This is a genomic window from Blastococcus sp. SYSU DS0828, assembly GCF_054050975.1.
The window spans coordinates 21,639-46,829 of record NZ_JBJHAK010000017.1; the positions used below are offsets into that span (position 1 = coordinate 21,639).

At 73.2% G+C, this 25,191-nt stretch carries 23 protein-coding genes; 5 read left to right on the top strand and 18 right to left on the bottom strand.

Annotated elements, in window-relative coordinates; all coding sequences use genetic code 11:
- Positions 1-5 precede the first annotated feature (5 nt).
- From ACI79Q_RS13930 to ACI79Q_RS13945, 4 genes are all read right to left on the bottom strand, one after another.
- Positions 6-431, bottom strand: coding sequence for a DUF805 domain-containing protein (locus ACI79Q_RS13930; protein WP_456614868.1), 426 nt, complete (start codon positions 429-431; stop codon positions 6-8).
- Positions 428-1,318: a Gfo/Idh/MocA family protein gene (locus ACI79Q_RS13935; RefSeq protein WP_456614869.1), complete on the bottom strand. Its 891-nt coding sequence runs from the start codon at positions 1,316-1,318 to the stop codon at positions 428-430. Before ACI79Q_RS13935 ends, ACI79Q_RS13930 begins: the two co-directional genes overlap by 4 nt.
- A gap of 2 nt (positions 1,319-1,320) precedes the next feature.
- The gene (gene upp / locus ACI79Q_RS13940) at positions 1,321-1,944 is read right to left on the bottom strand and encodes a uracil phosphoribosyltransferase (RefSeq protein ID WP_456590654.1); all 624 of its coding nucleotides are present in this window, start codon (positions 1,942-1,944) and stop codon (positions 1,321-1,323) included.
- 68 nt (positions 1,945-2,012) lie between these two features.
- Positions 2,013-2,453 carry a hypothetical protein gene (locus ACI79Q_RS13945; protein ID WP_456614870.1) on the bottom strand — a complete coding sequence of 147 codons (441 nt, stop codon included), beginning with the start codon at positions 2,451-2,453 and terminating at the stop codon, positions 2,013-2,015.
- Between the two features lie 31 nt (positions 2,454-2,484).
- Here ACI79Q_RS13945 and ACI79Q_RS13950 point away from each other — a divergent pair, with 31 nt between their 5' ends.
- The gene (locus ACI79Q_RS13950) at positions 2,485-3,885 is read left to right on the top strand and encodes a recombinase family protein (RefSeq protein WP_456614871.1); all 1,401 of its coding nucleotides are present in this window, start codon (positions 2,485-2,487) and stop codon (positions 3,883-3,885) included.
- Between the two features lie 439 nt (positions 3,886-4,324).
- Here the strand turns inward: ACI79Q_RS13950 and ACI79Q_RS13955 are convergent, their stop codons facing one another.
- The 3 genes from ACI79Q_RS13955 to ACI79Q_RS13965 all read right to left on the bottom strand — a co-directional run bounded on the left by ACI79Q_RS13955 (position 4,325) and on the right by ACI79Q_RS13965 (position 7,438).
- Positions 4,325-4,645, bottom strand: coding sequence for a hypothetical protein (locus ACI79Q_RS13955; RefSeq protein ID WP_456614872.1), 321 nt, complete (start codon positions 4,643-4,645; stop codon positions 4,325-4,327).
- Positions 4,646-4,987: 342 nt separating this feature from the next.
- Complete coding sequence (locus ACI79Q_RS13960) at positions 4,988-6,235, bottom strand: AAA family ATPase (protein WP_456614873.1); 1,248 nt, start codon at positions 6,233-6,235, stop codon at positions 4,988-4,990.
- A gap of 108 nt (positions 6,236-6,343) precedes the next feature.
- Entirely contained in the window at positions 6,344-7,438 is a 1,095-nt protein-coding gene (locus tag ACI79Q_RS13965) for a DUF222 domain-containing protein (protein WP_456614874.1), read from the bottom strand.
- A gap of 278 nt (positions 7,439-7,716) precedes the next feature.
- Here ACI79Q_RS13965 and deoC point away from each other — a divergent pair, with 278 nt between their 5' ends.
- The 4 genes from deoC (at position 7,717) to ACI79Q_RS13985 (ending at position 12,502) form a co-directional block, all read left to right on the top strand.
- Positions 7,717-8,712 carry a deoxyribose-phosphate aldolase gene (gene deoC, locus ACI79Q_RS13970; protein ID WP_456590656.1) on the top strand — a complete coding sequence of 332 codons (996 nt, stop codon included), beginning with the start codon at positions 7,717-7,719 and terminating at the stop codon, positions 8,710-8,712.
- A 5-nt stretch (positions 8,713-8,717) separates the two neighbouring features.
- On the top strand, positions 8,718-10,163 hold the full coding sequence (locus ACI79Q_RS13975; RefSeq protein ID WP_456590657.1) for an aldehyde dehydrogenase family protein: 1,446 nt from the start codon (positions 8,718-8,720) through the stop codon (positions 10,161-10,163).
- A complete protein-coding gene (locus ACI79Q_RS13980) occupies positions 10,160-11,029 on the top strand; it encodes an aldehyde dehydrogenase family protein (RefSeq protein WP_456614875.1) in 870 nt (289 codons plus the stop codon). Before ACI79Q_RS13975 ends, ACI79Q_RS13980 begins: the two co-directional genes overlap by 4 nt.
- 108 nt (positions 11,030-11,137) lie before the next feature.
- On the top strand, positions 11,138-12,502 hold the full coding sequence (locus ACI79Q_RS13985; protein WP_456600301.1) for a hypothetical protein: 1,365 nt from the start codon (positions 11,138-11,140) through the stop codon (positions 12,500-12,502).
- Positions 12,503-12,598: 96 nt separating this feature from the next.
- On the opposite strand, the gene ACI79Q_RS13990 is transcribed toward ACI79Q_RS13985, so the two are convergent.
- The 11 genes from ACI79Q_RS13990 to ACI79Q_RS14040 all read right to left on the bottom strand — a co-directional run bounded on the left by ACI79Q_RS13990 (position 12,599) and on the right by ACI79Q_RS14040 (position 25,025).
- Positions 12,599-14,095 (bottom strand): DEAD/DEAH box helicase, encoded by a 1,497-nt coding sequence (locus ACI79Q_RS13990; RefSeq protein WP_456590660.1) that lies wholly within the window; start codon positions 14,093-14,095, stop codon positions 12,599-12,601.
- Between the two features lie 264 nt (positions 14,096-14,359).
- Positions 14,360-15,055 (bottom strand): MgtC/SapB family protein, encoded by a 696-nt coding sequence (locus tag ACI79Q_RS13995; protein WP_456590661.1) that lies wholly within the window; start codon positions 15,053-15,055, stop codon positions 14,360-14,362.
- 5 nt (positions 15,056-15,060) lie between these two features.
- Positions 15,061-16,134 carry an adenosine deaminase gene (locus ACI79Q_RS14000; protein WP_456613330.1) on the bottom strand — a complete coding sequence of 358 codons (1,074 nt, stop codon included), beginning with the start codon at positions 16,132-16,134 and terminating at the stop codon, positions 15,061-15,063.
- A 13-nt stretch (positions 16,135-16,147) separates the two neighbouring features.
- Positions 16,148-16,969, bottom strand: coding sequence for an ABC transporter permease (locus tag ACI79Q_RS14005; RefSeq protein WP_456614876.1), 822 nt, complete (start codon positions 16,967-16,969; stop codon positions 16,148-16,150).
- Positions 16,966-17,877, bottom strand: a complete 912-nt coding sequence (locus ACI79Q_RS14010) for an ABC transporter ATP-binding protein (protein ID WP_456613328.1) — start codon at positions 17,875-17,877, stop codon at positions 16,966-16,968. Before ACI79Q_RS14010 ends, ACI79Q_RS14005 begins: the two co-directional genes overlap by 4 nt.
- 16 nt (positions 17,878-17,893) lie before the next feature.
- Positions 17,894-19,180 (bottom strand): thymidine phosphorylase, encoded by a 1,287-nt coding sequence (locus ACI79Q_RS14015; RefSeq protein ID WP_456614877.1) that lies wholly within the window; start codon positions 19,178-19,180, stop codon positions 17,894-17,896.
- Positions 19,180-19,605, bottom strand: coding sequence for a cytidine deaminase (locus ACI79Q_RS14020; protein ID WP_456590666.1), 426 nt, complete (start codon positions 19,603-19,605; stop codon positions 19,180-19,182). The genes ACI79Q_RS14015 and ACI79Q_RS14020 overlap by 1 nt, the downstream gene beginning before the upstream one ends.
- A complete protein-coding gene (locus tag ACI79Q_RS14025) occupies positions 19,605-20,891 on the bottom strand; it encodes an ABC transporter permease (protein ID WP_456598292.1) in 1,287 nt (428 codons plus the stop codon). The genes ACI79Q_RS14020 and ACI79Q_RS14025 overlap by 1 nt, the downstream gene beginning before the upstream one ends.
- Entirely contained in the window at positions 20,888-22,108 is a 1,221-nt protein-coding gene (locus tag ACI79Q_RS14030; protein ID WP_456590668.1) for an ABC transporter permease, read from the bottom strand. Before ACI79Q_RS14030 ends, ACI79Q_RS14025 begins: the two co-directional genes overlap by 4 nt.
- Positions 22,105-23,679: an ABC transporter ATP-binding protein gene (locus ACI79Q_RS14035; RefSeq protein ID WP_456614878.1), complete on the bottom strand. Its 1,575-nt coding sequence runs from the start codon at positions 23,677-23,679 to the stop codon at positions 22,105-22,107. The genes ACI79Q_RS14030 and ACI79Q_RS14035 overlap by 4 nt, the downstream gene beginning before the upstream one ends.
- A 296-nt stretch (positions 23,680-23,975) precedes the next feature.
- Positions 23,976-25,025, bottom strand: coding sequence for a BMP family lipoprotein (locus tag ACI79Q_RS14040; RefSeq protein WP_456613326.1), 1,050 nt, complete (start codon positions 25,023-25,025; stop codon positions 23,976-23,978).
- Between the last annotated feature and the right edge of the window lie 166 nt (positions 25,026-25,191).

Sequence of the window (25,191 nt, forward strand, 5' to 3'; positions counted from 1 at the left end):
CCGGCTCAGCCGGGGGGCGGCCCGTAGCGGTTGACGCGCGGCTCGCTGCCGAGGAAGCCGACGGTCACCAGCAGGACCAGCCAGCCGATGCCCGGCAGCAGGTGCCACAGCAGCCACCAGGCGGAGTGGTCCCGGTCGTGCAGTCGCGTGACCATCGCGGCGATGTTCGGCACGAGCAGCACCAGCGCCGAGATCGCCGTCAGCGGTCCGCCCTCGTCCGGGAACGGCCACAGGAGGTCGAACCCCTCGCCGCGGCTGATTCGGGGGTAGCTGTCCGGGAACCAGGTCGCGTCGATCGAGGTGGCGACGAGCCCGAGCACGGCGAAGACCAGGACGTAGCGCAGCCACCAGTCCCGCCGCCGGATCCGCCCGGTGGGCAGGTACCAGTCCAACGGCGTCCACGACCGCCGCACCGGTGCGGCGCTGGTCATCCGCGGACGGCTTCGCGGCAGCCGGAGTCCAGCGCCCGGGCGGCCGTCGCCAGCACGGCGACGACGTCCCGGCCGAACTCCACGTCGCAGGGGTGGGTCCCGCCGGCGATGGCAGCGGAGGTCAGCTCGTCGACGGCGACGGAGAACGCCTCCACCGGTGCCTCGACGTCGGGCAGGAGGACGAGCCGGCCGGCGTCCCCGTGCACGAAGAACTCGATGCCGGTCGACATGGACGCCACCGTGTGCGAGAGCGTCACGGTCGACGCCGTCCCCGACTCGTGCGTGAGCACCAGGTGGACGGTGTCCCGGAGCCCCGGGCCGGCCTGCACCGCGACGACCGGCCCCAGCGCCGGCACCAGCACCGACAGCGCGTGCGGGCCGATGTCCCACAGCGCCCCGTGCTCCTGCCGCCACGGCGAGGCCGCGAAGGGGGTGCCGGCCAACGAGGAGAGCCAGGAGCCGGCTCCGCCGGCCAGGCGGGTGCGCGCGGCCTGGGTGAGCCAGGTGGAGGTCGCCGTCTGGAAGCGGAAGGTGAAGAAGACGACGGAGGCGACCCCGGCGGCGCGCACCGCGTCGACCACCCGGTCGGCCGCTGCCACGTCGAGCGCGATCGGCTTCTCCAGCAGCAGGTGCTTGCCCGCCTCCGCCGCGCGCACCGCGAGCGACGCCTGCACGTCCGGCGGCAGCGCGATCGCCACCGCGTCGACCTCGGCCAGCAGCGCCTCGACGTCGCCGTGGCCGGGGACCTCGAACTCCGCGCCGAGCGCCTTCGCCTTGGCGAGGTCGCGGCCCCACACGCCCACCAGCTCGGCCGACGGGTGGCCGGCGAGGGCGGTCGCGTGCACGGCACGCGCCCAGTGACCGGTGCCGAGGATTCCGAAGCGCACGGTCAGACCGCGCCGAACTGGCGGTCGCCGGCGTCACCCAGGCCGGGCACGATGTAGGCCTTGTCGTTGAGCCCCTCGTCGATGCTGGCGGTGAAGACGCGCAGCGGCAGCCCGCTCTCCTCCAGCCGGCGGATGCCGTCCGGAGCGGCGAGCGCGCACAGCACCGTGATCGAGGTCGTGCCGCGCGCGGTGAGCAGCTGGCAGCAGTGCACGAGGGATCCGCCGGTGGCCAGCATCGGGTCGAGGACGAAGACGTCGCGGCCGACGAGCGACTCCGGCAGCGAGGCCATGTAGGCCTCCGGCTGGAAGGTCTCCTCGTTGCGCGCGAGCCCGACGAAGCCCATCTGCGACTCCGGCAGCATCCCGTGCGCGGTGTCGGCCATGCCGAGGCCCGCCCGCAGCACCGGGACGATGAGCGGCGGCGCGGCCAGCCGGTAGCCGGTCGTCGTGGTGACGGGGGTGGTGATCGGCTCCTCGGCCACCGCGAGGTCGCGGGTGGCCTCGTAGACCAGCATCTGCGTGAGCTCGCGCAGGGCGGCGCGGAACATGGCGTTGTCCGTGCGCTCGTCCCGCATCCGGGAGAGGCGGGCACGGGCGAGCGGGTGGTCGACGACGGTGAGCTGCACGCCGGACACCGTATCGGCACCCGGCGCTGCGTTCGCCCGGTCACTGGGGGCGCCTTCCGACCTGGCGCTCAGGCGGCCACCAACGGGTTGCCACGGGCCTCGGCGGCCAGGCGACGCCGCAGGTCCCGGTTCCCCATCAGGACACCCACGGCCCAGGCCATGTCCATGCGCTCGCCCCCCGCGCGCATCGCGTCGGGCAGCGGCGGCTTCCCGTCCGGGAACAACGGGTCCGCCGACGCACCGGGGGCACCGGCCGCCGGTCGCGGGGACGGCCGAGGCTCCGGGCGGCGGGCGGCCATCTCGTCGACCGGCTGCACGCCGACGAAGGCCGCCTCGGCGGGGACCTCGGGGCTCCCGGCCAGACCCGCCAGACCATGGGTGAAGGCGGCGTCCGCGGCGCCCCACACCCGCCGCCCATCGGGGGCGAGCGCGACCAACCGGCCGTCGCGCCGGGTCAGCACCAGGTCCAGCTCGTGCACCGATCCGTGGTCGACGTCGCAGAGCAGCACCAGGTTCGTGGCGCTTCGCTAATCTGCCCCCATGTCGGCAGGGGTCAGAGCAGCGGCGGTCTACGCGCGGATCAGCAGCGACACCGAGGGCAGGGCCCTGGGCGTCACCCGCCAGTTGGAGGACTGCCGCCGCCTGGCCGAGCAGATGGGCTGGCCCATCGGGCAGGAGTACGTGGACAACGACCTGTCCGCCTACTCCGGCAAGCGCCGCCCGGCCTATCAGCAGATGCTCACCGATCTAGCGGACGGGCTGCGGGATGCGGTGATCTGCTACCACGTTGACCGGCTGACCCGCCGCCCGGTGGAGTTGGAGCAGTTCGTCGCCACGGTGGACGCCGCCGGGGTGCGCAAGGTGCGGTTCGTGTCCGGGGACATGGACCTGGGCACCGGGGACGGGCTGCTGATCGGAAGGATCATGGCGGCGGTGGCAGCGAACGAGTCAGCGGCCAAGAGCCGCCGGATGCGGCGCAAGTGGGAGCAGAACGCCGCCTCCGGCGTCCCGCACGGCGGCAGCGTCCGCCCGTTCGGCTACGAGGCCGACCGGGTGACCGTGCGCCCGGACGAGGCCGAGGTGATCCGGGCGCTGGTCGCCCGCTACCTGGCCGGGGAGAGCCTGCGGTCGCTTTGCACCTGGCTCACCGAGCAGGGCGTGTCCACGGTGACCGGCCGGGAGTGGCGATCCCCGACGCTGCGCGGCCTGCTGCGGTCCGGGCGGATCGCCGGGCTGCGCGAGCACCTGGGCGAGGTCGTCGGCCCCGCCCAGTGGCCCGCGATCATCTACCCCGCCGACCGGGACCGGGTGCTGGCCCGCATGGCCGAGCGCGTCGCCACCGGCCGCCGCACGCCGCGCCGCTACGTGCTGTCCGGGCTGCTGCGCTGCGGCAAGTGCAGCGGCAAGCTCTACGCCTCCCCGCGCGAGAACTCCCGCCGCTACGTCTGCCTCAAGGGCCCCGACCACGGCGGCTGCGGCCGCCTCACTGTCGTCGCAGAGCCGCTCGAGGCGATGCTGGTCGAGGCGGTCCTGCAGCGGCTCGACGGCCCCGAACTGGGCGAGGTGCTGGCCGGCCGGCGCAGCGACGACGGCGCCGCCGAGCTCTCCGACGGCCTGGCCGGCGACCAGGCCCAGCTCGACGAGCTGGCGGTGATGTTCGGCAAGCAGGAGATCAGCGCCCGCGAGTGGCGCGCCGCCCGCGAGCCGATCGAGCGCCGCATGGCCGACCGCCAGCGGCAGCTCGCGACGCTGACCCGCACCGACGCGCTGACCGGCCTGCCCGGCAACGGCGGCCAGCTCCGCGATCAGTGGGACAGCCTGAGCCTGTCGCGGCAGGCTGCGATCGTTGCAGCGGTGCTCGACCATGCGGTGATCGAGCCGGGCCAGTCCGGCGCCCGGTCGCTGGACCCGTCGCGGGTGCGGGCGGTCTGGCGGCTGTGACGCCGCCGGGGCGGCCCCTACCCGCGCTCCGCGCGGGGTCGGGGACCGCCACCGGCGGGCGTCAGCAGTGCGGCCACCGTCGCCAGCGTCTGCGGGTCGGTCACCCTGACAGGGACACCTTGCGCTGCGCAGGAGGTCGCCAGCCAGGCCGCGACCTGCTCAGGGGTCAGCTTCGCCACGGCGGCCCACCAGGCGACAGGGCAGAACGAGAATCCACGACGCGCTCCGAGGCATCGATCCAGTAGGGGATCGACCCCGGCGCCTACGCCATCGGCTCAGGTGGTTCCTGCTTCGGCATCAGCAGGGTGCCGCCCACTCGTCTCGGGAGAGGCCCAGCACACGGGGATTGGGGTCCTACCCGCCGCCGGACCCGAGTGGGTGGCCCGCCGACTGCTCCGTGCGCCTCCCAGTCTGCCGCACCCCTCCGACAACCCTGGCGTCAGGCCCGCATCAACCGCTGACGCACGGCCTGAGCCGACACCTCCACTGCGCCGCCGATCCGGGCGAAGGACAGTCCGGCCTCCCGCGCCTGCCGCATGGCGTCGACCAGTTCCCGCTCGGCTGCCGCCCGTTGACGTGCCGCGCGGCGGAGCCGCACGAGCACGTCGACCTCGCTGACCGCCGACAACCCGGCCCCAGGGGCTGCGTCCGCCGCACGCGGCGGCTGCGCCGCCGGTGCTGGCGAGACGACAGCGGGGCTGACCTTTGGGCGCAGCTTGGCTGCGCGCCGCTCTGCGGCGCGCCGTTGGGACCGGTTCACGGCGTGAACGTACCTTGCCGCATCCGTGAACTTATGTTGCCGGGCTATTAGGCGCCTGACCTGCGATGGAGTAACTATTCGTGAGTAGTACCAAGGGCGCCTCCGGCGCCGTGCCCGTCCCGACTCGGGTACGCGGTCGTCAAGGGCGCTCCGCGCCGCTACGCGGTGACCTGCGGCCACCCTTGACCACCGCCCTCGGGCGGCGGTCAGCGAAGTGGAGCGACCGCACCCGGCAGTTGGGGGTCCGGGGGAAGGAACACCCCCGGACCCCCACCGCCAAGCGGTCGTCGGTCACCCAATCCGCCGACCCGCCTTGCCCAACCGGATTACATGCACCGGTTCCTAGGTGTCCGCCTGCGTCAATCGCAGGTACGGCCTCATGTAGGGATCCTCGAACTGATAGACGTACTTGTTCCTCGTCCCCTTGCGACGAAGGATCTTTCCGTGCTCGTCATCGAGGAGTGCAGCTAAGGCCACGTGCAAGAACTGGTAGGCGTCCCGGGCGCCGTAGTTGGCCTCCCAGGCGGCGATTACATCGGGACTCTTCCATTCCCTACGATCCGACTGCGCGAAGATCTTCAGCAGACTCTTGCGCGGCTGAATCTCACCACCAGCCTCGAAGGCCTTCTCGACTCGCTGAGCGTATGAGCGATCCACCGAACTGATGGCCCGCTTCAGCGCCTTGTCGATGTCGGCCCGACTAACGACGTGATCGGACTGCCGACGCGCCCATCGCGAGAGATGTAATCCGAGCAAGTGTGCAAAGAACGGGAACCCGTCACTGAAGAAGACCAGACGATCGAGCACATCGTCACCAACGGTGACATCCAGGAGGTGAAAACCCCGAACTAGGATGGCGCGAATCTCATCGTCCGGCATTCGCGGGACGCCAATCTCCGTGACTCGCCGACGAAAGGATCCCGAGCCGCCTAGGAGTGACGGCGCGTCCTCCGCGATGCCGATCACGACAGCCTTTACGTCTCCCGTCTCGGCGGCGCGGTCAGAGAGAAACTCCATTGTTTGAGCGATCAGGTGGCGAGTCGTCGAGTCCGAGATGTTTTGGAAGTTGTCGAAGACGATCAGGCTGGTCTTAGACGCACGCATTGCGGAGAGAAGTGCGTCAAATGGTGTCTCCTGCACCACTTCGAACTCTCGGGCCTTCTCCCTTTCGCCAGTCAGCTTGCCCTTAAGGGAGACTAGCCACTTGACTTTGAATTCACCTTCAGCTTCCGCACCGACTCGGTTCGTTGACGTGCGGGAGATCTCCTTCACATCAACCAACTTGCGGATCGCGTCTTCCATCAGGTCCTCGTAGGACTTTGAGGAGAGGCATTCGATAACCACTGCGTCGAGATCCTCATCCTCTGCGGCATAGCGCAGGAGGGACGACTTTCCGACTCCGGTGTCCCCGTAGAGGATTACCTGACCTCCCGCCTCGCGGAGGGCGTCACGGAGGTTGTCCTGAAGACCAGGGTTGCCGTCAAGGTCCGCCTCGTTGCGGCGCTCGAACATTTCACGGCTAGCGATCGTCTTGGGTGTGAAGACGTCTTCGGGCTGGCGGGCCATCGTGGGTCCTATCGTCGTCGGCACTGCGGCGAACGTACCGCCATACACGCGCGGCCCGCGGCGACACGCGGGGACAACTCGCCTCGAAGTTCGGTCCGCACGTGCACATGGCCGAGCCGCAGGCGAAGTCCTCTAGGAGGTGGGTTGGCGATGTGCAGCGTTGTCGAGGTCCGTCCCACCACCGAACAGCCAGTGCCGCATGTGGTGGGCGTGCAGCCGTTCGATCCGCGTCTCGGTGCACCCCGGCCGGGCGCAGCCCCCATCCCGGCGCAGCAGCGCACGCCGCTGCGCGCGGGTGGCCAGCCGGCGCTTGCGGCCCACGCCGAGGACCTCCCGCCCGCACTCCAGCATGGTCACGACGGTCGCCTCGCAGAGCATCCGCCGGACCTCGGTCGCGTGCAGCGCCGGGCCGCCATCGAGGTAGGCCTGCCCGGCGGCAGCGTCGTCGGCGAGGACGGCGGCGTCGACGTGCACCACGACCTCGCGCCGGGGTGGGTCACCCGGCCGCCGGTCGGCGTGGTGGGCGGCTCCGGCGAGCCGGGCGACCGCCGTGCAGCGCCGGGCCCCCGTCCGCTCCCGGGCGCACGCGATCTCCTCCCGTTCCAGGTCCTCGTCCCGCTCCAGGCCTCCGGCCACGCCCGCTTCCCGCTCCGCGGCTGCCCGCTTCGCCGCGGCGCGGTCCCGACGGGCTTCGCGTTCGGCCAGCGAGTCGACCGCCGCGAGGAAGTCCGCACCTTCCTCGGGCGCAAGGCGCATCCGTACGACGAGCATGCCGTCGTCGTCCCACCAGTGCTGGAACTGCCGCTTCAGTGCGATGGTCCCCTCGTCGGCGCGGTCCGCCCGCCGCCACGAGCGGACCAGGCGTTCCACCTGCGAGGCCGTGGCCTCGAGCGCCGTCTCCAGCAGCTCCCGCTCGGTGTCGGGCTCCGCGACGCGGGTCAACGCCCGGACCTTGGAGTAGGACAACCGCCCCTCGGCGAAGGCGGCGGAGATCAGCGGCAGCGCACCGAGACCCCGGGCGACCCGGACGTGCTCCCGGGCCGTGCCCGGGGCCATGCCGCACTGCCAGGCCAGCCAGTGGGCGCACGACAGGATCCCGACCGCGCGCCAGCCCTCCCGCCGATCGAACTCGGCCACGAGCCGCAGCCACGCGGCGGTGGCGGCGGCCAGCCGCACCGCGCCGGACGCGATCTCGCGTGCCAGTTCCGGCACGGACTTCTCCACCACGACGCCTCCTTCGGACGTGTGATCGAAGCGTAGGAGCGGGGGGTGACATCTCCGGCCCAGCAGGCACGTTCCCGCGCGGGAGCGCCCGACGGACGGGGCGCCACCCCCAGCAAGGGGGACGTTCCCGCGGGAACGCCCGACCGGGGGGTCCGCCACCCGGGTCCGAGGGGGCCGAGCGCGTTCCCGCGGGAACGTCACGAGCTCGGCTGCGGGTCAGGACCGCCCCTGCGGGTGAGCGCGTTCGGGGACCGGTCCCCCGGCAGGGGAGAATGGCCGGCATGACCCACGTGCTCGACCCCGACGCGCTGCCCGGGGCGACCCCCGCGGTGCACGCGCCGTCGCCGCCGTACGACGACGTGACCCGCTCCGACTCGGCCTTCCGCGCCTTCCTGCACGGCCTGCCCGGCGTCGACCAGGTGGGCGCCGAGGCGCGCGTCGCGCAGCTGGGCACCCGGTCGATCAAGACCACCTCGAAGGCGTGGGCGATCGACACCGCCATCTCGATGGTCGACCTGACCACGCTCGAGGGCGCCGACACCCCCGGCAAGGTGCGCAGCCTGGCCGCCAAGGCCAAGCAGCCCGACCCGTCGGACCCGACGACGCCGCAGGTCGCCGCCGTCTGCGTCTACGGCGACCTCGCCGGCGTCGCGCGGGAGGTGCTGGCCGGCACCGGGATCCACGTGGCCGCCGTCGCCACCGCCTTCCCCAGCGGCCGCGCGAGCCGTGCGGTGAAGCTGGCCGACGTCCGGGACGCCGTGTCGAACGGCGCCGACGAGATCGACATGGTCATCGACCGCGGCGCGTTCCTGGCCGGCCGCTACCTCGACGTCTACGAGGAGATCGTCGCGGTGAAGGAGGCCTGCGGGGACGCACACCTCAAGGTCATCCTCGAGACCGGCGAGCTGATGACGCTGGACAACGTCCGGCGCGCGAGCTGGATCGCCATGCTCGCCGGCGGCGACTTCATCAAGACCTCCACCGGCAAGGTGAGCCCTGCCGCCACACTGCCCGTCGCCCTGGTGATGCTGGAAGCGGTCCGCGACTTCCGCCTCGCCACCGGCCGGCAGGTCGGCTTCAAGCCCGCCGGCGGCATCCGGACGACGAAGGACGCGATCAAGCACCTCGTGCTGATCAACGAGACCGTGGGCCCCGACTGGCTGGACCCCGACTGGTTCCGCTTCGGCGCCTCCAGCCTGCTCAACGACCTCCTGCTGCAGCGGCAGAAGCTGCGCACCGGCCACTACTCCGGCCCCGACTACGTCACGGTGGACTGACAGCGATGACCAGCGTTTTCGAGTACGCCCCCGCGCCCGAGTCGCGGTCGATCGTCACCATCGCCCCCTCGTACGGCCTGTTCGTCGACGGCGAGTTCGTCGACGGCTCCGGCGAGCCGCTGAAGACGGTGAACCCGGCCACCGAGGAGGTGCTCGCCGAGGTCGCCACCGGCACCACCGCCGACGTCGACCGCGCGGTGCGCGCCGCCCGGAAGGCGTTCGAGAGGACCTGGGGTCCGATGCGCCCCGCCGACCGCGGCAAGTACCTGTTCCGCATCGCCCGGCTGCTGCAGGAGCGCGCCCGCGAGTTCGCCGTCCTCGAGTCGCTGGACAACGGCAAGCCGATCCGGGAGTCCCGCGACGTCGACGTCCCGCTGGCCGCGGCGCACTTCTTCTACCACGCGGGCTGGGCCGACAAGCTGGACTGGGCGGGCCTCGGGCCGGGACCGAAGCCGCTGGGCGTCGCCGGCCAGGTCATCCCGTGGAACTTCCCGCTGCTGATGCTCGCGTGGAAGGTCGCCCCGGCGCTCGCGACCGGCAACACCGTCGTCCTCAAGCCCGCCGAGACCACCCCGCTCACCGCGCTGCTGTTCGCCGAGGTCTGCCGCCAGGCCGACCTGCCGCCGGGCGTGGTGAACATCGTGACCGGCGCCGGCGACACCGGCCGCGCGGTCGTCGAGCACGACGACGTCGACAAGGTGGCTTTCACCGGGTCCACCGACGTCGGCCGGCAGATCGCCCGCGCGGTCGCCGGCACCCGCAAGAAGCTGACGCTGGAGCTCGGCGGCAAGGCGGCGAACATCGTCTTCGACGACGCCCCGATCGACCAGGCCGTCGAGGGCATCGTGCAGGGCATCTTCTTCAACCAGGGCCACGTCTGCTGCGCGGGCTCCCGGCTGCTGGTGCAGGAGTCGATCCACGACGAGGTCATCGCCAGCCTGCAACGGCGGATCGGCACGCTGCGGGTGGGTGACCCGCTGGACAAGAACACCGACATCGGCGCGATCAACAGCGCCGAGCAGCTCGCCCGCATCCGCGAGCTGTCGGACATCGGCGAGGCCGAGGGCGCGCAGCGCTGGCAGCCCGCCTGCGAGCTGCCCGAGCGCGGCTACTGGTTCCCCCCGACGGTCTTCACCGACGTCTCCCCCGCGCACCGCATCGCCCGCGACGAGGTCTTCGGCCCCGTGCTGTCGGTGCTCACCTTCCGGACGCCGGACGAGGCGGTCGCCAAGGCCAACAACTCCACCTACGGGCTGTCGGCCGGCATCTGGAGCGAGAAGGGGTCACGGATCCTGAAGATCGCCGACCAGCTGCGCGCCGGCGTGGTGTGGGCCAACACGTTCAACAAGTTCGACCCGACGTCGCCGTTCGGCGGCTACAAGCAGTCGGGCTACGGGCGGGAGGGCGGCCGGCACGGTCTGGCCGCATACCTGAAGGGTGCCGAGCAGTGAGCAGCGATCGTCTCGCCGTCCGCAAGACCTACAAGCTGTACGTGGGCGGCGCCTTCCCGCGCTCGGAGTCCGGCCGCACCTACGAGGTCACCGACGCCAGGGGCCTCTTCCTCGCCAACGTCGCGTGGGCGAGCCGCAAGGACGCCCGCGACGCCGTCGTCGCCGCCCGCGGCGCCTTCGCGAAGTGGTCGGGCGCGACCGCCTACAACCGCGGCCAGGTCCTCTACCGGGTGGCCGAGGTGATGGAGGGCCGGCACGTCCAGTTCTGCGAGGAGGTCGGCGCGGCCGAGGGCCTGTCGGCGTCCAAGGCGCGGGCCGCCGTCGACGCCGCCATCGACCGCTGGGTCTGGTACGCCGGCTGGACCGACAAGCTGGCCGCCGTCCTCGGCAGCGCGAACCCCGTCGCCGGGCCGTACTTCGACTTCAGCCTGCCCGAGCCCACCGGTGTGGTCGCCGTCCTCGCGCCCCAGCAGTCGTCGCTGCTCGGACTGGTGAGCGTTCTCGCCCCGGTGCTCGCGACCGGCAGCACCGCCGTCGTCGTCACCTCCAAGGAGCGGCCGATCCCGGCCGTCACCCTGGGCGAGGTGCTCGCCACCAGCGACGTACCCGGCGGGGTGGTCAACCTGCTCACCGGCGACGCCGGGGAGCTGGGCCCGTGGCTGGCCGAGCACGCCGACGTCGACGCCATCGACCTCACCGGCGCTCCGGCCGACCGCGCGATGGAGCTCGAGCGCGAGGCCGCCGGCACGATCAAGCGCGTCGTCCGCCCGCCGGCCACCGAGCCGGACTGGACCGTCGACCCCGGGCTGTCCCGGATCACCCCGTTCCTCGAGACCAAGACGGTGTGGCACCCGATGGGGATCTGAGCAGGGCGCAGGAGGCGATCCACGGCCGCGCCGGCCACATGATCAACCTCGGGGTCCCGCCGCGCGGCCCGGAGGTGCAACTCCGAGCCGACAAGGCAGGATGGTGCGGTGGCCAGGCCCAGCATCGTCCCCATCGCACTGACCCTCGACGACCGCACCGGATACACCCTGTGGGCTCCGCCGTGGGAGGAGGACGGCGAGGAGTGGCAGGCGTTCCTCGGCACGACCGAGGGTGACGGCGCGGGCGGGCGCGCCACGGTGCACCTCTTCCCGTCGCCGGAGAAGCTCGCCGCCTTCTGCCGCACCCGCACCGACCACGACCTGGCCGACCACCCGGTGTGGCCGGTCGTCGCCGGTCTGGACGCAGCGGACCTCACCCCGGACGAGGACCACCGGTACGACCTCGACGGGGTGTACGACGTCGCCGCCGAGGACCCCGACCGGTGGGCGGTGGAGGAGCTCGCCGCGACCGTCGACATCGTCAGCCGGCTCGCCGAGTGCCTGGACACCACCGAGGACGACGACGAGGAGCAGTTCGAGGCCGTCGCCGAGCTCGCCGCCAAGCCGGAGATCGGCTCTCTCGGGCTCGGCGTGGAGGCCTTCGCCGGGCGTTCCGGCGAAGACGCGTGGATCGGCGTCGGCACGGTCTTCGACGAGCTGTGGGAGGACGTCGTCGAGGAGCTCTCGGACCACTTCGACTGGACCGGCGGGGGCACCGCCACGATCGAGGAGTACCCCTCGGCCGCCGAGTCCGCGGACGACCAGCTCGGCGCCCTCGCCGACGAGGACCTGCCCGAGCAGGCGGAGACGGCCGCCGGCGCGCCCGCCGGTGCGACCGCCACCTCGGTGGCCGGCCGGCCGGGCGTGAGCACCATCGCACGCGGGAGCCGGGTCACCGCCTCCCCCGCCGCGGTCGCCGCCGCCGCCGAGTTCTGGGAGGCGGTCGGCATCCTGCCGGTCGAGATCGTGGTCCCCGAGGGCGCCGGGGTGACCCTGCGTTGCTACGTCGAGGACGTCGCCCGCTTCCTCGGCCGCGACGGAGAGGTGTTCGTCTTCGACACCCCGGCCGACCTGGCCCGCTTCTGCGCCGGCAACGAGCAGCACGACCTCGTCGAGATCGCCACCTGGCCCGAGGTCGCCGACACGGACACGCTGCCGCTGCCCGCCGAGCAGGACCGCTACGACCTCACCGAGGTCTCGGAGGTGCTGGCCGAGGTCGCCGACGGCGCCGCCGGCCTGGTCCCCCACCGGGCGCTCGTGCAGCCGGCCGAAGGGGTGCGGGACCTCGCCGAGTACGCCCGGCTCACCCGGGTCGACGAACTGCTCGCCCCCACCTCCCCGCTGGGCCGGGCGGTGGCCCGCGCCGACCGGCAGCCCGACGAGCCCCTGGACGCGGCCGAGGCCGGGCAGCTGCGCCCCGCCTGGGACGAGGTCGTCACCGCCGTGAGCGGCGCCCTGGTCTTCCGCGACTGAGACGACGGCGGCCCGCCCCGGGAAACCGGGACGGGCCGCCGTCGTCGCCCCCGTCCGGAGGCTCACCGCGAGCGGTGAGGGGGACGGGGTCCTCGTTCAGCCCTGGCGCGGAGGACGGCCCGAGCGCTCGCCGCCGAAGCGGCGGTCGCCGCCACCGGAGCGGTTGCGGTCGCCGTACGAGCGACGGGGGCCACCACGGGAACCGCCGGGGCGGTCGCCCTCGCGACGCGGACGGCCGCCGGGGCCACCGCCACCGCGGCGCATGTCGCGCTGGGTGCGCTCCTTGGGCTCCACGGGGATGCCGGAGGCGACCAGCTCGAGGATCGGCCGGTCACCGGGCCGCGTGCGGTCCAGGGGCGGGTCCACCTTCGCGGTGCGGAACCGGCGCTTGGCCTGTCCCACCTGGTCGGGGAGGAGCAGCGAGACGACCACACCCGCGGCGCCGGCGCGGGCCGTCCGGCCCGAGCGGTGCAGGTAGGTCTTCGCGTCCGTCGGCGGGTCGTAGTGCAGGACCAGCGAGACATCGTCGACGTGGATGCCGCGCGCGGCGACGTCCGTGGCCACCAGCACCGGCGAGCGGGCGTCGGTGAACTCCTCGAGCGCACGCTTGCGCGCCGACTGCGGCAGCCCGCCGTGGATGGCCTCGGCCTTGATCCCGGCGGCCTTCAGGTTCTCGGCCAGCCGGTCCACGCCCAGCTGGGTGCGGGCGAAGATGATCGTGCGGCCGGGGCGAGCAGCCAGCTCCGTGGCCACCTGCAGCTTGTCGCGGAAGGCGAGGCTGAAGGCGAGGTGCTCCGCCGGCGGGGCGTCGTCGCCGGCCCGCTTGACCTCGTGCCGGGCCGGGTCCTTGAGGTAGCGGCGGACCAGGGAGTCGACCTCGCCGTCCAGCGTGGCCGAGAACAGCAGCCGCTGGGCGTTCCGGTCGGTCTGGTCGAGCAGCTCCTTGACGACCGGGAGGAAGCCCAGGTCGGCCATGAAGTCGGCCTCGTCCAGCACCGTGACGACCACCTCGGCGAGGGTGGCCTCGCCCTGGCTGATCAGGTCCTGCAGCCGGCCCGGCGTGGCGATGATGACGTCCACGCCGCGGCGCAGCTGCTGGATCTGGCGGTACATGGGTGCGCCGCCGTAGACGGTGGCCAGCTGCACGCCGGTCGCCTGGCCCAGCGGCGCCAGGTTGTCGTGCACCTGCTGGGCGAGCTCGCGGGTGGGCACGAGGACCAGCCCGCGCGGGGCCCGACGACCGTTCTTGACCTCGGCGCCGATGCGGGCGAGCAGCGGCAGCCCGAACGCGAGCGTCTTGCCCGAGCCGGTGGCGGCCTTGCCCAGCACGTCACGCCCGGCGAGGGCGTCCGGCAGGGCCGAGGTCTGAATGGCGAACGGGCGGTGGATGCCGCGCCGCTCGAGCGCGGTCACCAGCTGCTGGGGCAGACCCAGCTGACCGAAGGTGGGGCCGGCCGGGGTCTCGGCGACGGTCTCCGCCGCGGCGTCCTCGGCCGTGTTGCCGGTGGTGTTCACGATGGTGTTCTCGGTGGTGTTCTCGACAGCGTTCTCGGTCGTGGACGACTCGAACGCGGCAGGGTGGACCAAAGTCATGCGGGGTGGGGCTCCGATACTGCTCGGAGCGCGTCCCGTGAAAGAGGAGGAGCACCGTGACGTACCGGCGTCCTCACTTGGCGATCGTCTGCGCCCAGGGATGGAACGCTGGATCTGCACGGATGCGCTCGTGCCCGGACAAACCGTCCGGGAGGATGACCGGCCTTGTGCCGGTGCACTTACCGTAGCAGCGGAGATCACGACGCGATTCCCGCAGGCCGGAGTGACGCCCCCCACCCGCGGCCGGCCCGTGCGCGCCGGCGGTCAGTCGCGGTCCTCGTCCTGGTGCCCGGCCGACACCGCCAGCACCCCCTCGAGGTCGGCCAGCCGGGCGGCGAGCGCGGTGACCGACCCCGCCCCCTCCATCGTCATCCGCACCGTGGCCTGCGGGCCGGCGCCGCCCCGCCGCTCGGCCTCGACCGCCGTGTCGAGGTGACGCACGGTGAAGCCCTGCTGCGTGCACTCGGCCAGGGCCCGGCGCAGCACGCCCTCGCCGTCCCGGTAGGTCAGCACCAGGGAGTAGGAGTGCGCTGCCCGCCCCGACAAGCGGCGGGCCAGCGGGGTGAAGGCGTAGGCCACCAGGAGGTGGCCGGCGGTCGCGACGACGGCGTACAGCCACAGCCCCGCGCCGGCGGCCATGCCGACGGCCGCGGTCAGCCAGACGACGGCCGCGGTGGTGAGCCCGCGGACGGCGTCGCGCCGGACGAAGATCAGGCCGCCGCCGATGAACCCCAGCCCGGAGACCACCTGCGCGGCGACGCGCGAGTCGCCGAACTCAGCCCGGCTGATCACCATGAACAGCGCCGCGGCGAACCCGACGATGGTCAGCGTCCGCAGCCCGGCCGCCTTCTGCCGCAGCTCCCGCTCGAACCCGATGAGCGCCGAGAGGAGGAAGGCCACCCCCAGGTCGCCCAACCGGTCCCAGGACTGCCCGGCCGCCTCGGCGAGCAGGACGTCCACCGCCGTCAGCCCCGCAGCGCGGCGTAGCCCGGGCGGACCACGTCGTCGAGAAGCCGCTGCCGCTCCTCCGCGGGCAGGAAGGCACCGGCCAGCGCGCGCTCGGTCACCGTCTGCACGTCGTCCCACGTCCAGCCGAACGTCGTCGCCACCGCTGTGACCTCGCTGGTGACCGAGACGCCGCTCATCAGCCGGTTGTCGGTGTTGAGCGTGACGGCGAAGCCGAGCCGGTGCAGCCGGTCCACCGGGTGCTCGGCCAGCGAGGGGTAGGCGCCGGTCTGCACGTTCGAGGAGGGCGCCACCTCCAGCGTCACCTGCGCGTCGCGCACCCGCCGGGCCACGGGGCCGAGGGCGCCGTCCGCGGCGACCTCGTCGGCGATCCGCACGCCGTGGCCGAGCCGTTCGGCACCGGCGCCGTCCAGCGCTGCCTCGATGCTGGCGATGCCGGCGGCCTCCCCCGCGTGCACCGTCCGGTGCGCCCCCGCGCGGTCCAGCAGGGCGATGGCGGCGGGGATGCGGTCCGGCGGGAAGCCGATCTCCGGGCCGGCGAGGTCGAAGCCGACGACACCGGCGTCCCGGTAGCGGACGACGAGGTCGGCGACCTCCTCCCAGCGGTCGTTCTGCCGCATCCCGCACAGCAGCGTGCCGATCCGGATCGGCGTGCCCGCGGCGGCGGCCTCCCGGCTCCCCTGCGCATACCCGTCGAGCATCGCCTCGACGGCCGCCTCCATCGGCATCCCGGCGGTGAGCAGCTCGGGCGCCATCCGGACCTCGGCGTACACCACGCCGTCCGCGGCGAGGTCGAGCGCGCACTCCCGGGCGACCCGCGCCACGGCGTCCGGCGTCTGCATCACGGCGACGGTGTGCGCGAACGTCTCCAGGTACTGCACGAGGGAGCCGGAGTCCGCGGCCTCGCGGAACCACCGGCCGAGGGATTCGGCATCGCCCGCGGGCAGGTCGCGGTAGCCGAGCTCGGCGGCCAGGTCGAGCACCGTCTGCGGCCGCAGCCCGCCGTCGAGGTGGTCGTGCAGCAGGACCTTCGGGGCGCGGCGGACGTCGTCGGCGGTGAGCGGAGCGGGCACGGGAGAACGCTACCTACCGGCCGTCCCGGTCCTGCCAGCGGAAGGTGCGCACGCACAGCAGCAGGCCCACGACGCACCAGATCCCGAGCACCAGCGCGACGGTGCCGAGCTCCCAGGAGCCCGCCGGCTCCCGGGCGGCGAGGGAGTCGGGCAGGAACACCGACCGCAGTCCCTGGGCCAGCCACTTCACCGGGAAGACCGAGGCGACGTCCTGCAGCCAGCCGGGCACCTGGTCGAACGGCATGAAGACGCCGGAGACGAACTCCAGCACCAGCGCGATCGGGGTGACCGTCGCCGAGGCCGACCGCGCGTTGCGGGCGAGGGAGGAGACGGCGATGCCGAGCAGCGTGCAGGCCGCCGCGCCCAGCACTGTCACCCAGGCGAAGGTCAGCCAGTCCGCCCCGGTCGGCAGGTTGATGCCGAACACGAGCACGCCGACGACCAGCAGCGCGAGGATCGTCGCGATCGTCACGGCGACGACCTGCGCGACCTTGCCGACGAAGTAGGCGGTCTTCGGCATGGGGCTGCCGGCCAGCGCCTTGAGGGTGCCGTCGGAGCGCTCGCCGGCGATGTGGATCGCCATGTTCTGCAGGCTCGCCCCGACGATCCCCGCGGCGATGACGCCCGCCATGAAGTACTGCGGGAAGTCCACGCCGGAGCCGAGGTCGTAGTCCAGGACCGCGCCGAGCCCCAGCAGCAGGATGACCGGGAACAGCAGCGTGAAGACCACCGACTCACGCTGGCGGAAGAACTCCTTGAGCTCGACCCCCGCCCGGGTGCGGGAGACCCGGGCGACCGAGGGCAGCGCGGCGCGCCCTGGGGCGGTGGTGGTCACGAGCGGTCCCCGATCATCTTCAGGTACACGTCCTCGAGCGTCGGCCGGCTGACGGCGAGGTCGGGCACCTCGCCCGGGAAGCGCGCGGCGAGCTCGGAGACGAAGGCGGTCGGCGTGGCGGTCTCGGCGGTGCGCCGGGCGCCGGCCTCGGTCCAGCTGACGACGGCCGGCGCGGTGCCGCGGCCGCCGAGCGCGGTGGGGACGGCGACCTCGGCCAGCTGCCCGTGGGCGATGACCCCGACCCGGTCGGCCAGCTCCTCGGCCTCGTCGAGGTAGTGGGTGGTCAGCAGCATGGTGGTGCCCAGCTCGCGCAGCGACCGGATCAGCGCCCAGAACTGGCGGCGGGCCTCGGGGTCGAACCCGGTGGTGGGCTCGTCCAGGAACAGCAGCCGGGGCCGGCCCACGATGCCCAGCGCCACGTCCAGCCGGCGCCGCTGCCCACCCGAGAGCGTGCGGCCGCGGGCGCCCGCCTTCTCCGTGAGACCGACGAGGTCGAGCACCTCGTCGGGGTCGCGGGGATCGGCGTAGTAGGACGCCTGCGCCGACAGCAGCTCGCGCACCGAGAGCTGGCTGTCCCCCGCACCGGACTGCAGCACGATGCCGAGCTCGGCCTTCCAGCGGCGCCCGCCCCGCGCCGGGTCGACCCCGAGCACGCGGACCTCACCACCGTCGCGATCGCGGTAGCCCTCGCAGATCTCGACGGTGGTCGTCTTCCCCGCACCGTTGGGACCCAGCAGGGCGAAGATCTCCCCGCGGTGGATGTCGAGGTCCAGGCCGTCGACGGCCGCACGGTCGCCGTACCGCTTGACCAGGCCGCGGATGGAGATGGCTGCGTCCGGGTTCAACGGCTCCCTCTCGGGGCCCGCCGCGAGCGTGCGAGTGGTGGGGAGGAGGGAGTCCTTCTGCACGAGAGACCAGTGTCCCCTACGACCCTGCGGTGATGCGGTCGAGGACGAGCGGGAGCGGCTCGTCACCGGTGTCGACGCCGATGGCCCCCTCGAGCGCCGCGAGCGCCCGCGGGATGCGCGCGGCGTCGTCGGTGTGCAGCTCCAGCAGCGGCCGGCCGGCGGTCACCAGCTCCCCCACGCCGGCCGTCCAGGTGATCCCCGCGGCGGCCGACACCGGGTCCTCCTTGCGGGCTCGGCCGGCGCCCAGCCGCCAGGCGGCGACGCCGAGCGCGTAGGCGTCCAGGCGGGTCAGCATGCCGGTGGCCGGCGCGGTCACCACGTGCGTCTCGGCCGGGCGCGGCAGCGGGGCGTCGGGGTCGCCGCCCTGCGCGGCGATCATCCGCCGCCACACGTCCATGGCCCGCCCGTCGGCCAGCGCCTCGGCGGGGTCGACGTCGTCGCGCCCGGCACCGACCAGCATCTCCCGCGCCAGCGCCAGGGTCAGCTCGACGACGTCGGCCGGGCCGCCACCGGCGAGCACCTCCACCGACTCCGCGACCTCCACGGCATTGCCCGCGGCGCGGCCCAGTGGCCGGTCCATCGCCGTCACCAGGGCGACGGTGCGCACCCCGGCCGCCTCCCCGAGCCCGACCATCGTGCGGGCCAGCTCGCGCGACGCGGCGGGGTCCTTCATGAACGCCCCGGAGCCCGTCTTGACGTCCAGGACCAGCGCGTCGGCGCCCTCGGCGATCTTCTTGCTCATGATGGAGCTGGCGATCAGCGGGATCGACTCGACGGTGCCCGTGACGTCGCGCAGCGCGTAGAGCAGCTTGTCGGCCGGCGCCAGGTCGTGGCCGGCGGCGCAGATGACCGCGCCCACGTCGCGCAGCTGCGCCAGGTAGGCCTCCTCGTGCACGTCGGCCCGCCACCCGGGGATCGCCTCGAGCTTGTCCAGCGTGCCGCCGGTGTGGCCGAGGCCCCGGCCGGAGAGCTGCGGCACGGCCACCCCGCAGGCGGCGACGAGGGGCGCCAGAGGAAGGGTGATCTTGTCGCCGACGCCACCGGTGGAGTGCTTGTCGGCGGTCGGCCGGCCGAGGGACGACAGGTCCTTGCGCTCGCCGGAGTCGATCATCGCCTGGGTCCAGGACGCGAGCTCGTCGGCGGTCATCCCGCGGAAGAACACCGCCATGAGCAGCGCGCTCATCTGCTCGTCGGGGACCTGACCGGCGGTGTAGGCCCCGATCACCCAGCGGATCTGCTCCGTGGTGAGCGGCACGCCGTCCCGCTTGGCGCGGATGACGTCGATGGCGTCGTGACCGGCCATCAGCCCTGGCCCCGCTCGGCGGCAGCCGTCAGGTCCTCGGGACCGAAGGCGTCGGGCAGCACCTCGCGCATCGGCACGATGCCGAGGGACACCGTCTCGATCAGCATGTCGGCGCCGCCGTGCTCCCAGAGCAGCTGCCGGCAGCGGCCGCACGGCATGAGCGGCTGACCGTCCCCGCCGACGCAGGCCACCGCGACCAGCCGGCCGCCTCCGGTGCGGGCCAGGTCGCTGACCATCCCGCACTCGGCGCACAGGCCCAGCCCGTACGAGGCGTTCTCCACGTTGCACCCGGTGACGACGCGGCCGTCGTCGACCAGCCCGGCGACCCCGACCGGGAACCTCGAGTAGGGGGCGTAGGCGTGGGTCATGGCCTCGCGGGCCGCGGTCCGAAGGGCATCCCAGTCGGGCTCGGGCAGGTCGGGCACTAGTGCTCCCCTCGTCGGTACACCAGGCCGTCCGCCTTGGGCATCCGCAGCCGTTGGGAGGCCAGCGAGAGGACCAGCAGCGTGGTCAGGTGCGGGGTGAAGAAGACGATGCCGTCGGGCAGCTCGTCGATGGTCAGGAAGCCGACCAGCGCGACGGCGGCGAACACCACGGCGAGGCCCGCGGGCACCCAGCGGCGGCGCAGCGCCTGGTACACGGCCACGCCGACGAGCAGCAGGGCGACCAGGAGCAGCAGCGCGACGACCGCCGTCCGGCTGCGCAGCTGCAGGGCGTCGGAGAAGCCGAACAGCCCGGCGCCGGCGGCCAGGCCTCCCGGCCGCCAGTTGCCGAAGATCAGCGCGGCCAGGCCGATGAAGCCGCGGCCACCGGTCTGCCCTTCGCGGTAGATGCCGGCCACGAACACGAGGAAGACGCCGCCGAGCCCGGCCAGCGCGCCGGAGATGATCACCGCGATGTACTTCATCCGGTAGACCGGGACGCCGAGCGAGTCCGCCGCCGCGGGGTTCTCGCCGCACGACCGCAGCCGCAGCCCGAACGCCGTCCGCCAGAGGATCACGTACGAGATCGGGATGAGCAGGATCGCCAGCAGGGTGACCACACCGAGCCCGCTGGTGAGCCCGCGGAGCACCCCGGCGAGGTCGCTCAGCAGGAACCAGCCGGTGTCCTCCAGGTCGCCCAGCAGGTCGGGCCCGGAGGAGAGCACCGGGATCGAGAAGCTCGGCGGGTCGCCGCCCACCGACGGCGACTGCGTCGGGCCGCCCCCGGTGCCCTGGACGTAGACCAGTTCCGACAGGAAGCGGACGACACCCGCGGCGAGGATGTTGATCGCCACCCCGGAGATGACGTGGTCGACGCCGAAGGTCACCGTCGCGATGGCGTGCAGCAGGCCGCCGATGGCCCCGAGCACGGTGCCGCCGATGATCGCGCCGACCCAGCCCCACTGCCAGCCGGCCCAGCCGGCGCCCCAGGTGCCGAGGATCAGCATCCCCTCGAGGCCGATGTTGACCACGCCGGCGCGCTCGGAGTAGAGGCCACCCAGCGCCGCGAGCCCGATCGGCACCGCCAGCAGCAGCGCAGCCCGCATCGTCGACGACGAGGTCAGCGCCTCCTCGCCGGAGACCGCCCGGGTGACGGAGAAGACGAACAGCAGGCCGACGACCAGCCACAGGATCCTGCTGCCCCGGCTCCCGCCGGTGAGCCGGTCGGTGAGCGGGCCACGGCTGGGCCGGGTCGCGGTGCTGCCGCCGGCCGGGGTCGCGGTGGTCATGCGCGCGCCTCCTCGGAAGAGCCCGGGACTCCGGTGCGGACCCGGTGCCCGCCGTCCGGACCGGCGCCGGGGCCGGGACCGCCGGGGCCCGCACCGCCACCCGGGTCCGGCGGCGCGCCGGTCGCCTCGGCAGCGGACCGCTCGGCCGAGCGCAGGGCCAGCCGGCGGGCGACCTCGTTGGCGATCACGACGGCGAGCACGATCGTCCCCTGGATGATCGTCACCACCGACGCGGGGATGTCGGCGAACTGCAGCGGCAGCGCCGCACGGTCGAGGAACGCGAACAGCAGCGCCGCCAACGCGATGCCGAGGACGTTGTTCCTCCCGAGCAGGGCCACGGCGATGCCCAGGAAACCGAGCCCGGCGGTGAACTCGGTGCCGAAGGCGCGCGTCTCGCCGAGCAGGTCGGGCAACCCGATGAGCCCCGCGACGGCACCGGAGAGCAGCATGGTCGTGACGACCATGCGGCGGGCGTCGACACCGCTGGCGGTGGCGGCGGACGCCGAGATGCCGGTGGCCCGCAGGTCGAAGCCGAACCGGGTGCGCTGGACGAGCACCGCGATCACGATCCCCACCACGACGGCCACGACGAGGAAGCCGAACAGCTCCGTGCGCGGCTCGGCCAGCCCGAAGGCGCCGAGCACCCCGCCCAGCCCCGGGAACCACGCCGACTCCGGCAGCGGCGTCGTGGTGATGATCGACGCGCCCTCCGGGCTGCCCCGGAACGGACCGGTGAGCAGGAAGGACGCCAGCCCGAGCGCGATGAAGTTCAGCATGATGGAGCTGATGACCTCGCTGACACCGCGGGTCACCTTGAGCACGCCCACGATGCCGGCCCAGAAGGCGCCGACCACCATGGCCACGACGATGACCAGCAGGACGTGCAGCGGGCCGGGCAGCGCCACGGCCGCACCGACGGCGGCGGCGACGACGGTGGCCAGCCGGTACTGGCCCTCGACGCCGATGTTGAACAGCCCCATGCGGAAGGCGATGGAGACGGCGAGCCCGGCCAGGAACAGCGGGACGGCGCGGTTGAGGATCACCACGATCGACTGCACCTGCTGCGAGGGCCGCTCGCCCAGGTCGACCATGACCTGCAGCGCCCGCAACGGGTTCTCCCCGATGAGGGCGATGACGAGGGCGGAGATCACCAGCGCCACGAGGACGGCGAGCACCGGGCCCAGCAGCGTCAGGCCGGTGCGGCGCAGGCGGTTCACGCGGCACCCGCCGCGGTCCGGGCGCCGGTCATGTACCCGCCGAGCTCCTCGGGGGTGACCTGGCGGGGGTCCACGGTGGCCACGAGGCGGCCGCGGAACATGACGTGGAGGGTGTCGGAGAGCCCGATCAGCTCGTCGAGGTCGGCAGAGACCAGCACGATCCCCATCCCTTCGCCGCGGGCGTCCTTGAGCAGCTCCCAGATGACCGATTGGGCGCCGACGTCGACCCCTCGGGTGGGATGGGCGGCGATCAGCAGCCGCGGGCCGGCGCTCATCTCGCGGCCGACGTTGAGCTTCTGCTGGTTGCCGCCGGAGAGCGCGGCGGCCAGCGTCTCGGGGCCGGGCGCGCGGACGTCGTACTCGCGCATGATCCGCTCGGTGTCGGCGCGGGCCGCCTTCCGGTCGATGAACGGGCCCCGGGCCGCCGGCGGCCGGGTCTGGTGGCCCAGGATCCGGTTCTCCCAGAGCGGGGCGTCGAGCAGCATCCCCTGCCGGTGGCGGTCCTCCGGGATGAAGCCGATGCCGGCCTCGCGGCGGGCCCGCGTGCTCCACCCGGTGACGTCGTCCTCGCCGAGCCGGACCCTGCCGGCGGCGAGCGGGCGCAGGCCCATGATCGCGTCGACCAGCTCGGCCTGGCCGTTGCCCTCGACCCCGGCGATGCCCACGACCTCGCCCTCGCGGACGGTCAGGTCGACGGAGTCGACCAGCGGCCGCCCCATGTCCGAGGCCACGGTGACGCCCGACAGCCGGAGCACCGGGACCTCGCGCACGGTGGAGCTGCGGAGCTCCGGCGTGGGCAGCTCGGCGCCGACCATCATCTCGGCGAGCTGCTTGGCCGTGGTCGTGCGCGGATCAGCCTCCCCCACCGTGGTGCCCCGGCGGATCACGGTGATCGTGTCGGCGACCTTGCGTACCTCGTCGAGCTTGTGCGAGATGAAGATGACGGTGAGGCCCTCGCGCTTGAGCTCCGCGAGGTTGCCGAAGAGCTCGTCGACCTCCTGGGGCACCAGGACGGCGGTCGGCTCGTCGAGGATGAGAGTGCGGGCGTTGCGGTAGAGCACCTTCGCGATCTCGACCCGCTGGCGGTCACCGACGCCGAGCTCCTCCACCAGCGCGTCGGGGCGCAGCCCGAGGCCGTAGCGGTCGGAGATCTCCTCGATCCGGCGGCGGGCGCCGTCCCGGTCCAGCCGGCCGCCCTTCGTGGGCTCGCTGCCCAGGACCACGTTCTCCAGGACCGTGAAGTTGTCGGCCAGCATGAAGTGCTGGTGGACCATGCCGATCCCGGCCGCGATGGCGTCGGCCGGGCTGCGGAACTGCACGGGGCGGCCGTCGACGAGGATCGTCCCCTCGTCCGGCCGGTGCTCGCCGTACAGCGTCTTCATCAGCGTGGACTTGCCGGCCCCGTTCTCCCCGACGATGGCGTGCACCTCGCCGCGGCGGACCGCCAGCTCGATGTCCTTGTTCGCCACGACGCCGGGGAAGCGCTTGGTGATGCCGCGCAGCTGGACCGCGTAGGGCGATCGGGCCGCCTCGTCGCCGGACGTGGCGCCGGCGGCTGGAGCCTGGGCCATGGGTGGGCCTCTCTCTGACGGTGCGCCGCGCGGGCGGCGCTGGTCTCGATCCGGCGCACCGGTGACGACGCCGGTCGGGTCGTCGTCCCCCGGATGACCGGTGGTCGGGCGGGGTGACCGGGGTTCGGGCACCCGCCCTGCGCATGATGTCGCACCCTCGCGGCGACCGGGACCGTGCCCCCCGCGGGGTCGGGGCCCGCTCGCCACGACGGCGGGCCCGGGCGGGATGCCCGGACCCGCCGTCGGAGGGTCGCTCCGGTGCGCCGGCCGGAGCTGTCCGGCCGGCGCACCCGGCCTCACGGGGTCGTGGGGACCTCGATCTCGCCGGAGACGATGCGCTGGCGCCACTCCTCGAGCTGGCCCTGGATGTCGTCGATCTGCCCACCCGAGGTGGCCAGGCCGACGCCGTCGCTCTCCAGGTCGTAGACGAGGTCGATGCCGCCCTGGACGTTGCCCTCGGCGTAGTCGGTGATGAAACTCTCGACGGCGTTGTCGACCCGCTTGAGCATCGAAGTCATGATCACCGCCTGCAGCGCGGGGTCGTCGACCGTCTGGTACTGGTCGGAGTCGACGCCGATCGCCCGGTTGCCGGTCTGGGCCGCCGCCTGGAAGACGCCGGTGCCCGAGCCGCCCGCCGCGTGGAACACGATGTCCGCGCCGGCGTCGTACATGCTGCGGGCCAGGATCTGACCGCGGGCCGGGTCACCGAACCCGGAGAAGTCGCCGGCCGGCGAGATGTACTCGACGTCGACCTGGATGTCCGGGTTGACGGCCTTGGCACCGGCCACGTACCCGGCCTCGAACTTCTGGATCAGCGGCATCTCGACGCCGCCGACGAAGCCGACGTGCCCGGTCTCGCTCTTCAGCGCCGCCGCGACGCCGGCGAGGAAGCTGCCCTCCTCCTCGGCGAAGACGAGGCCGGTCAGGTTCTCGGTCTCGATCCCCTCCTCTTCCGTGCGGACGTCCACGACGGCGAACGTGGTGTCGGGGAAGTCCTCGGCGACCTCGCCGATCGAGTCGCTGTAGGCGAAGCCGACGGCGATGACCGGGTCGTAGCCCGCCTCGGCCAGGTTGGCCAGGCCCTCGACGCGGTCGGAGCCGTCGTCGTTGGGGCTGAACTCCTGGACCTCGCCGTCCAGCGCCCCGATGGCCGCCTCGACACCGGCGTAGGCCGAGTCGTTGAACGACTGGTCGCCGCGGCCACCGACGTCGTACGCGAGGCCGACCTGGAGGTCACCCGAACCGCTGCCGCCGCCGCTGTCGCCGCCGGCCGTGGGCTCCTCGTCGCTGGCACAGGCCGCCAGGGCCAGGCTGCCGGCCAGCAGCAGCGCCGCGGCCTTCGTCATCCGCGCTCGGCGCAAGACGATCTCCTCTCTGGGGGGAGGACCCACGCGTGGCGGGGTTCTCCCGGGGGTGTGAACTGCGGTGGCTCGCGGGCCCGCGTGGAGCGGGCCGTCGTGGGCCACGACCCAGGACGCTAACCGCGCGGACCCGGCACGCCCCAAACTCTGC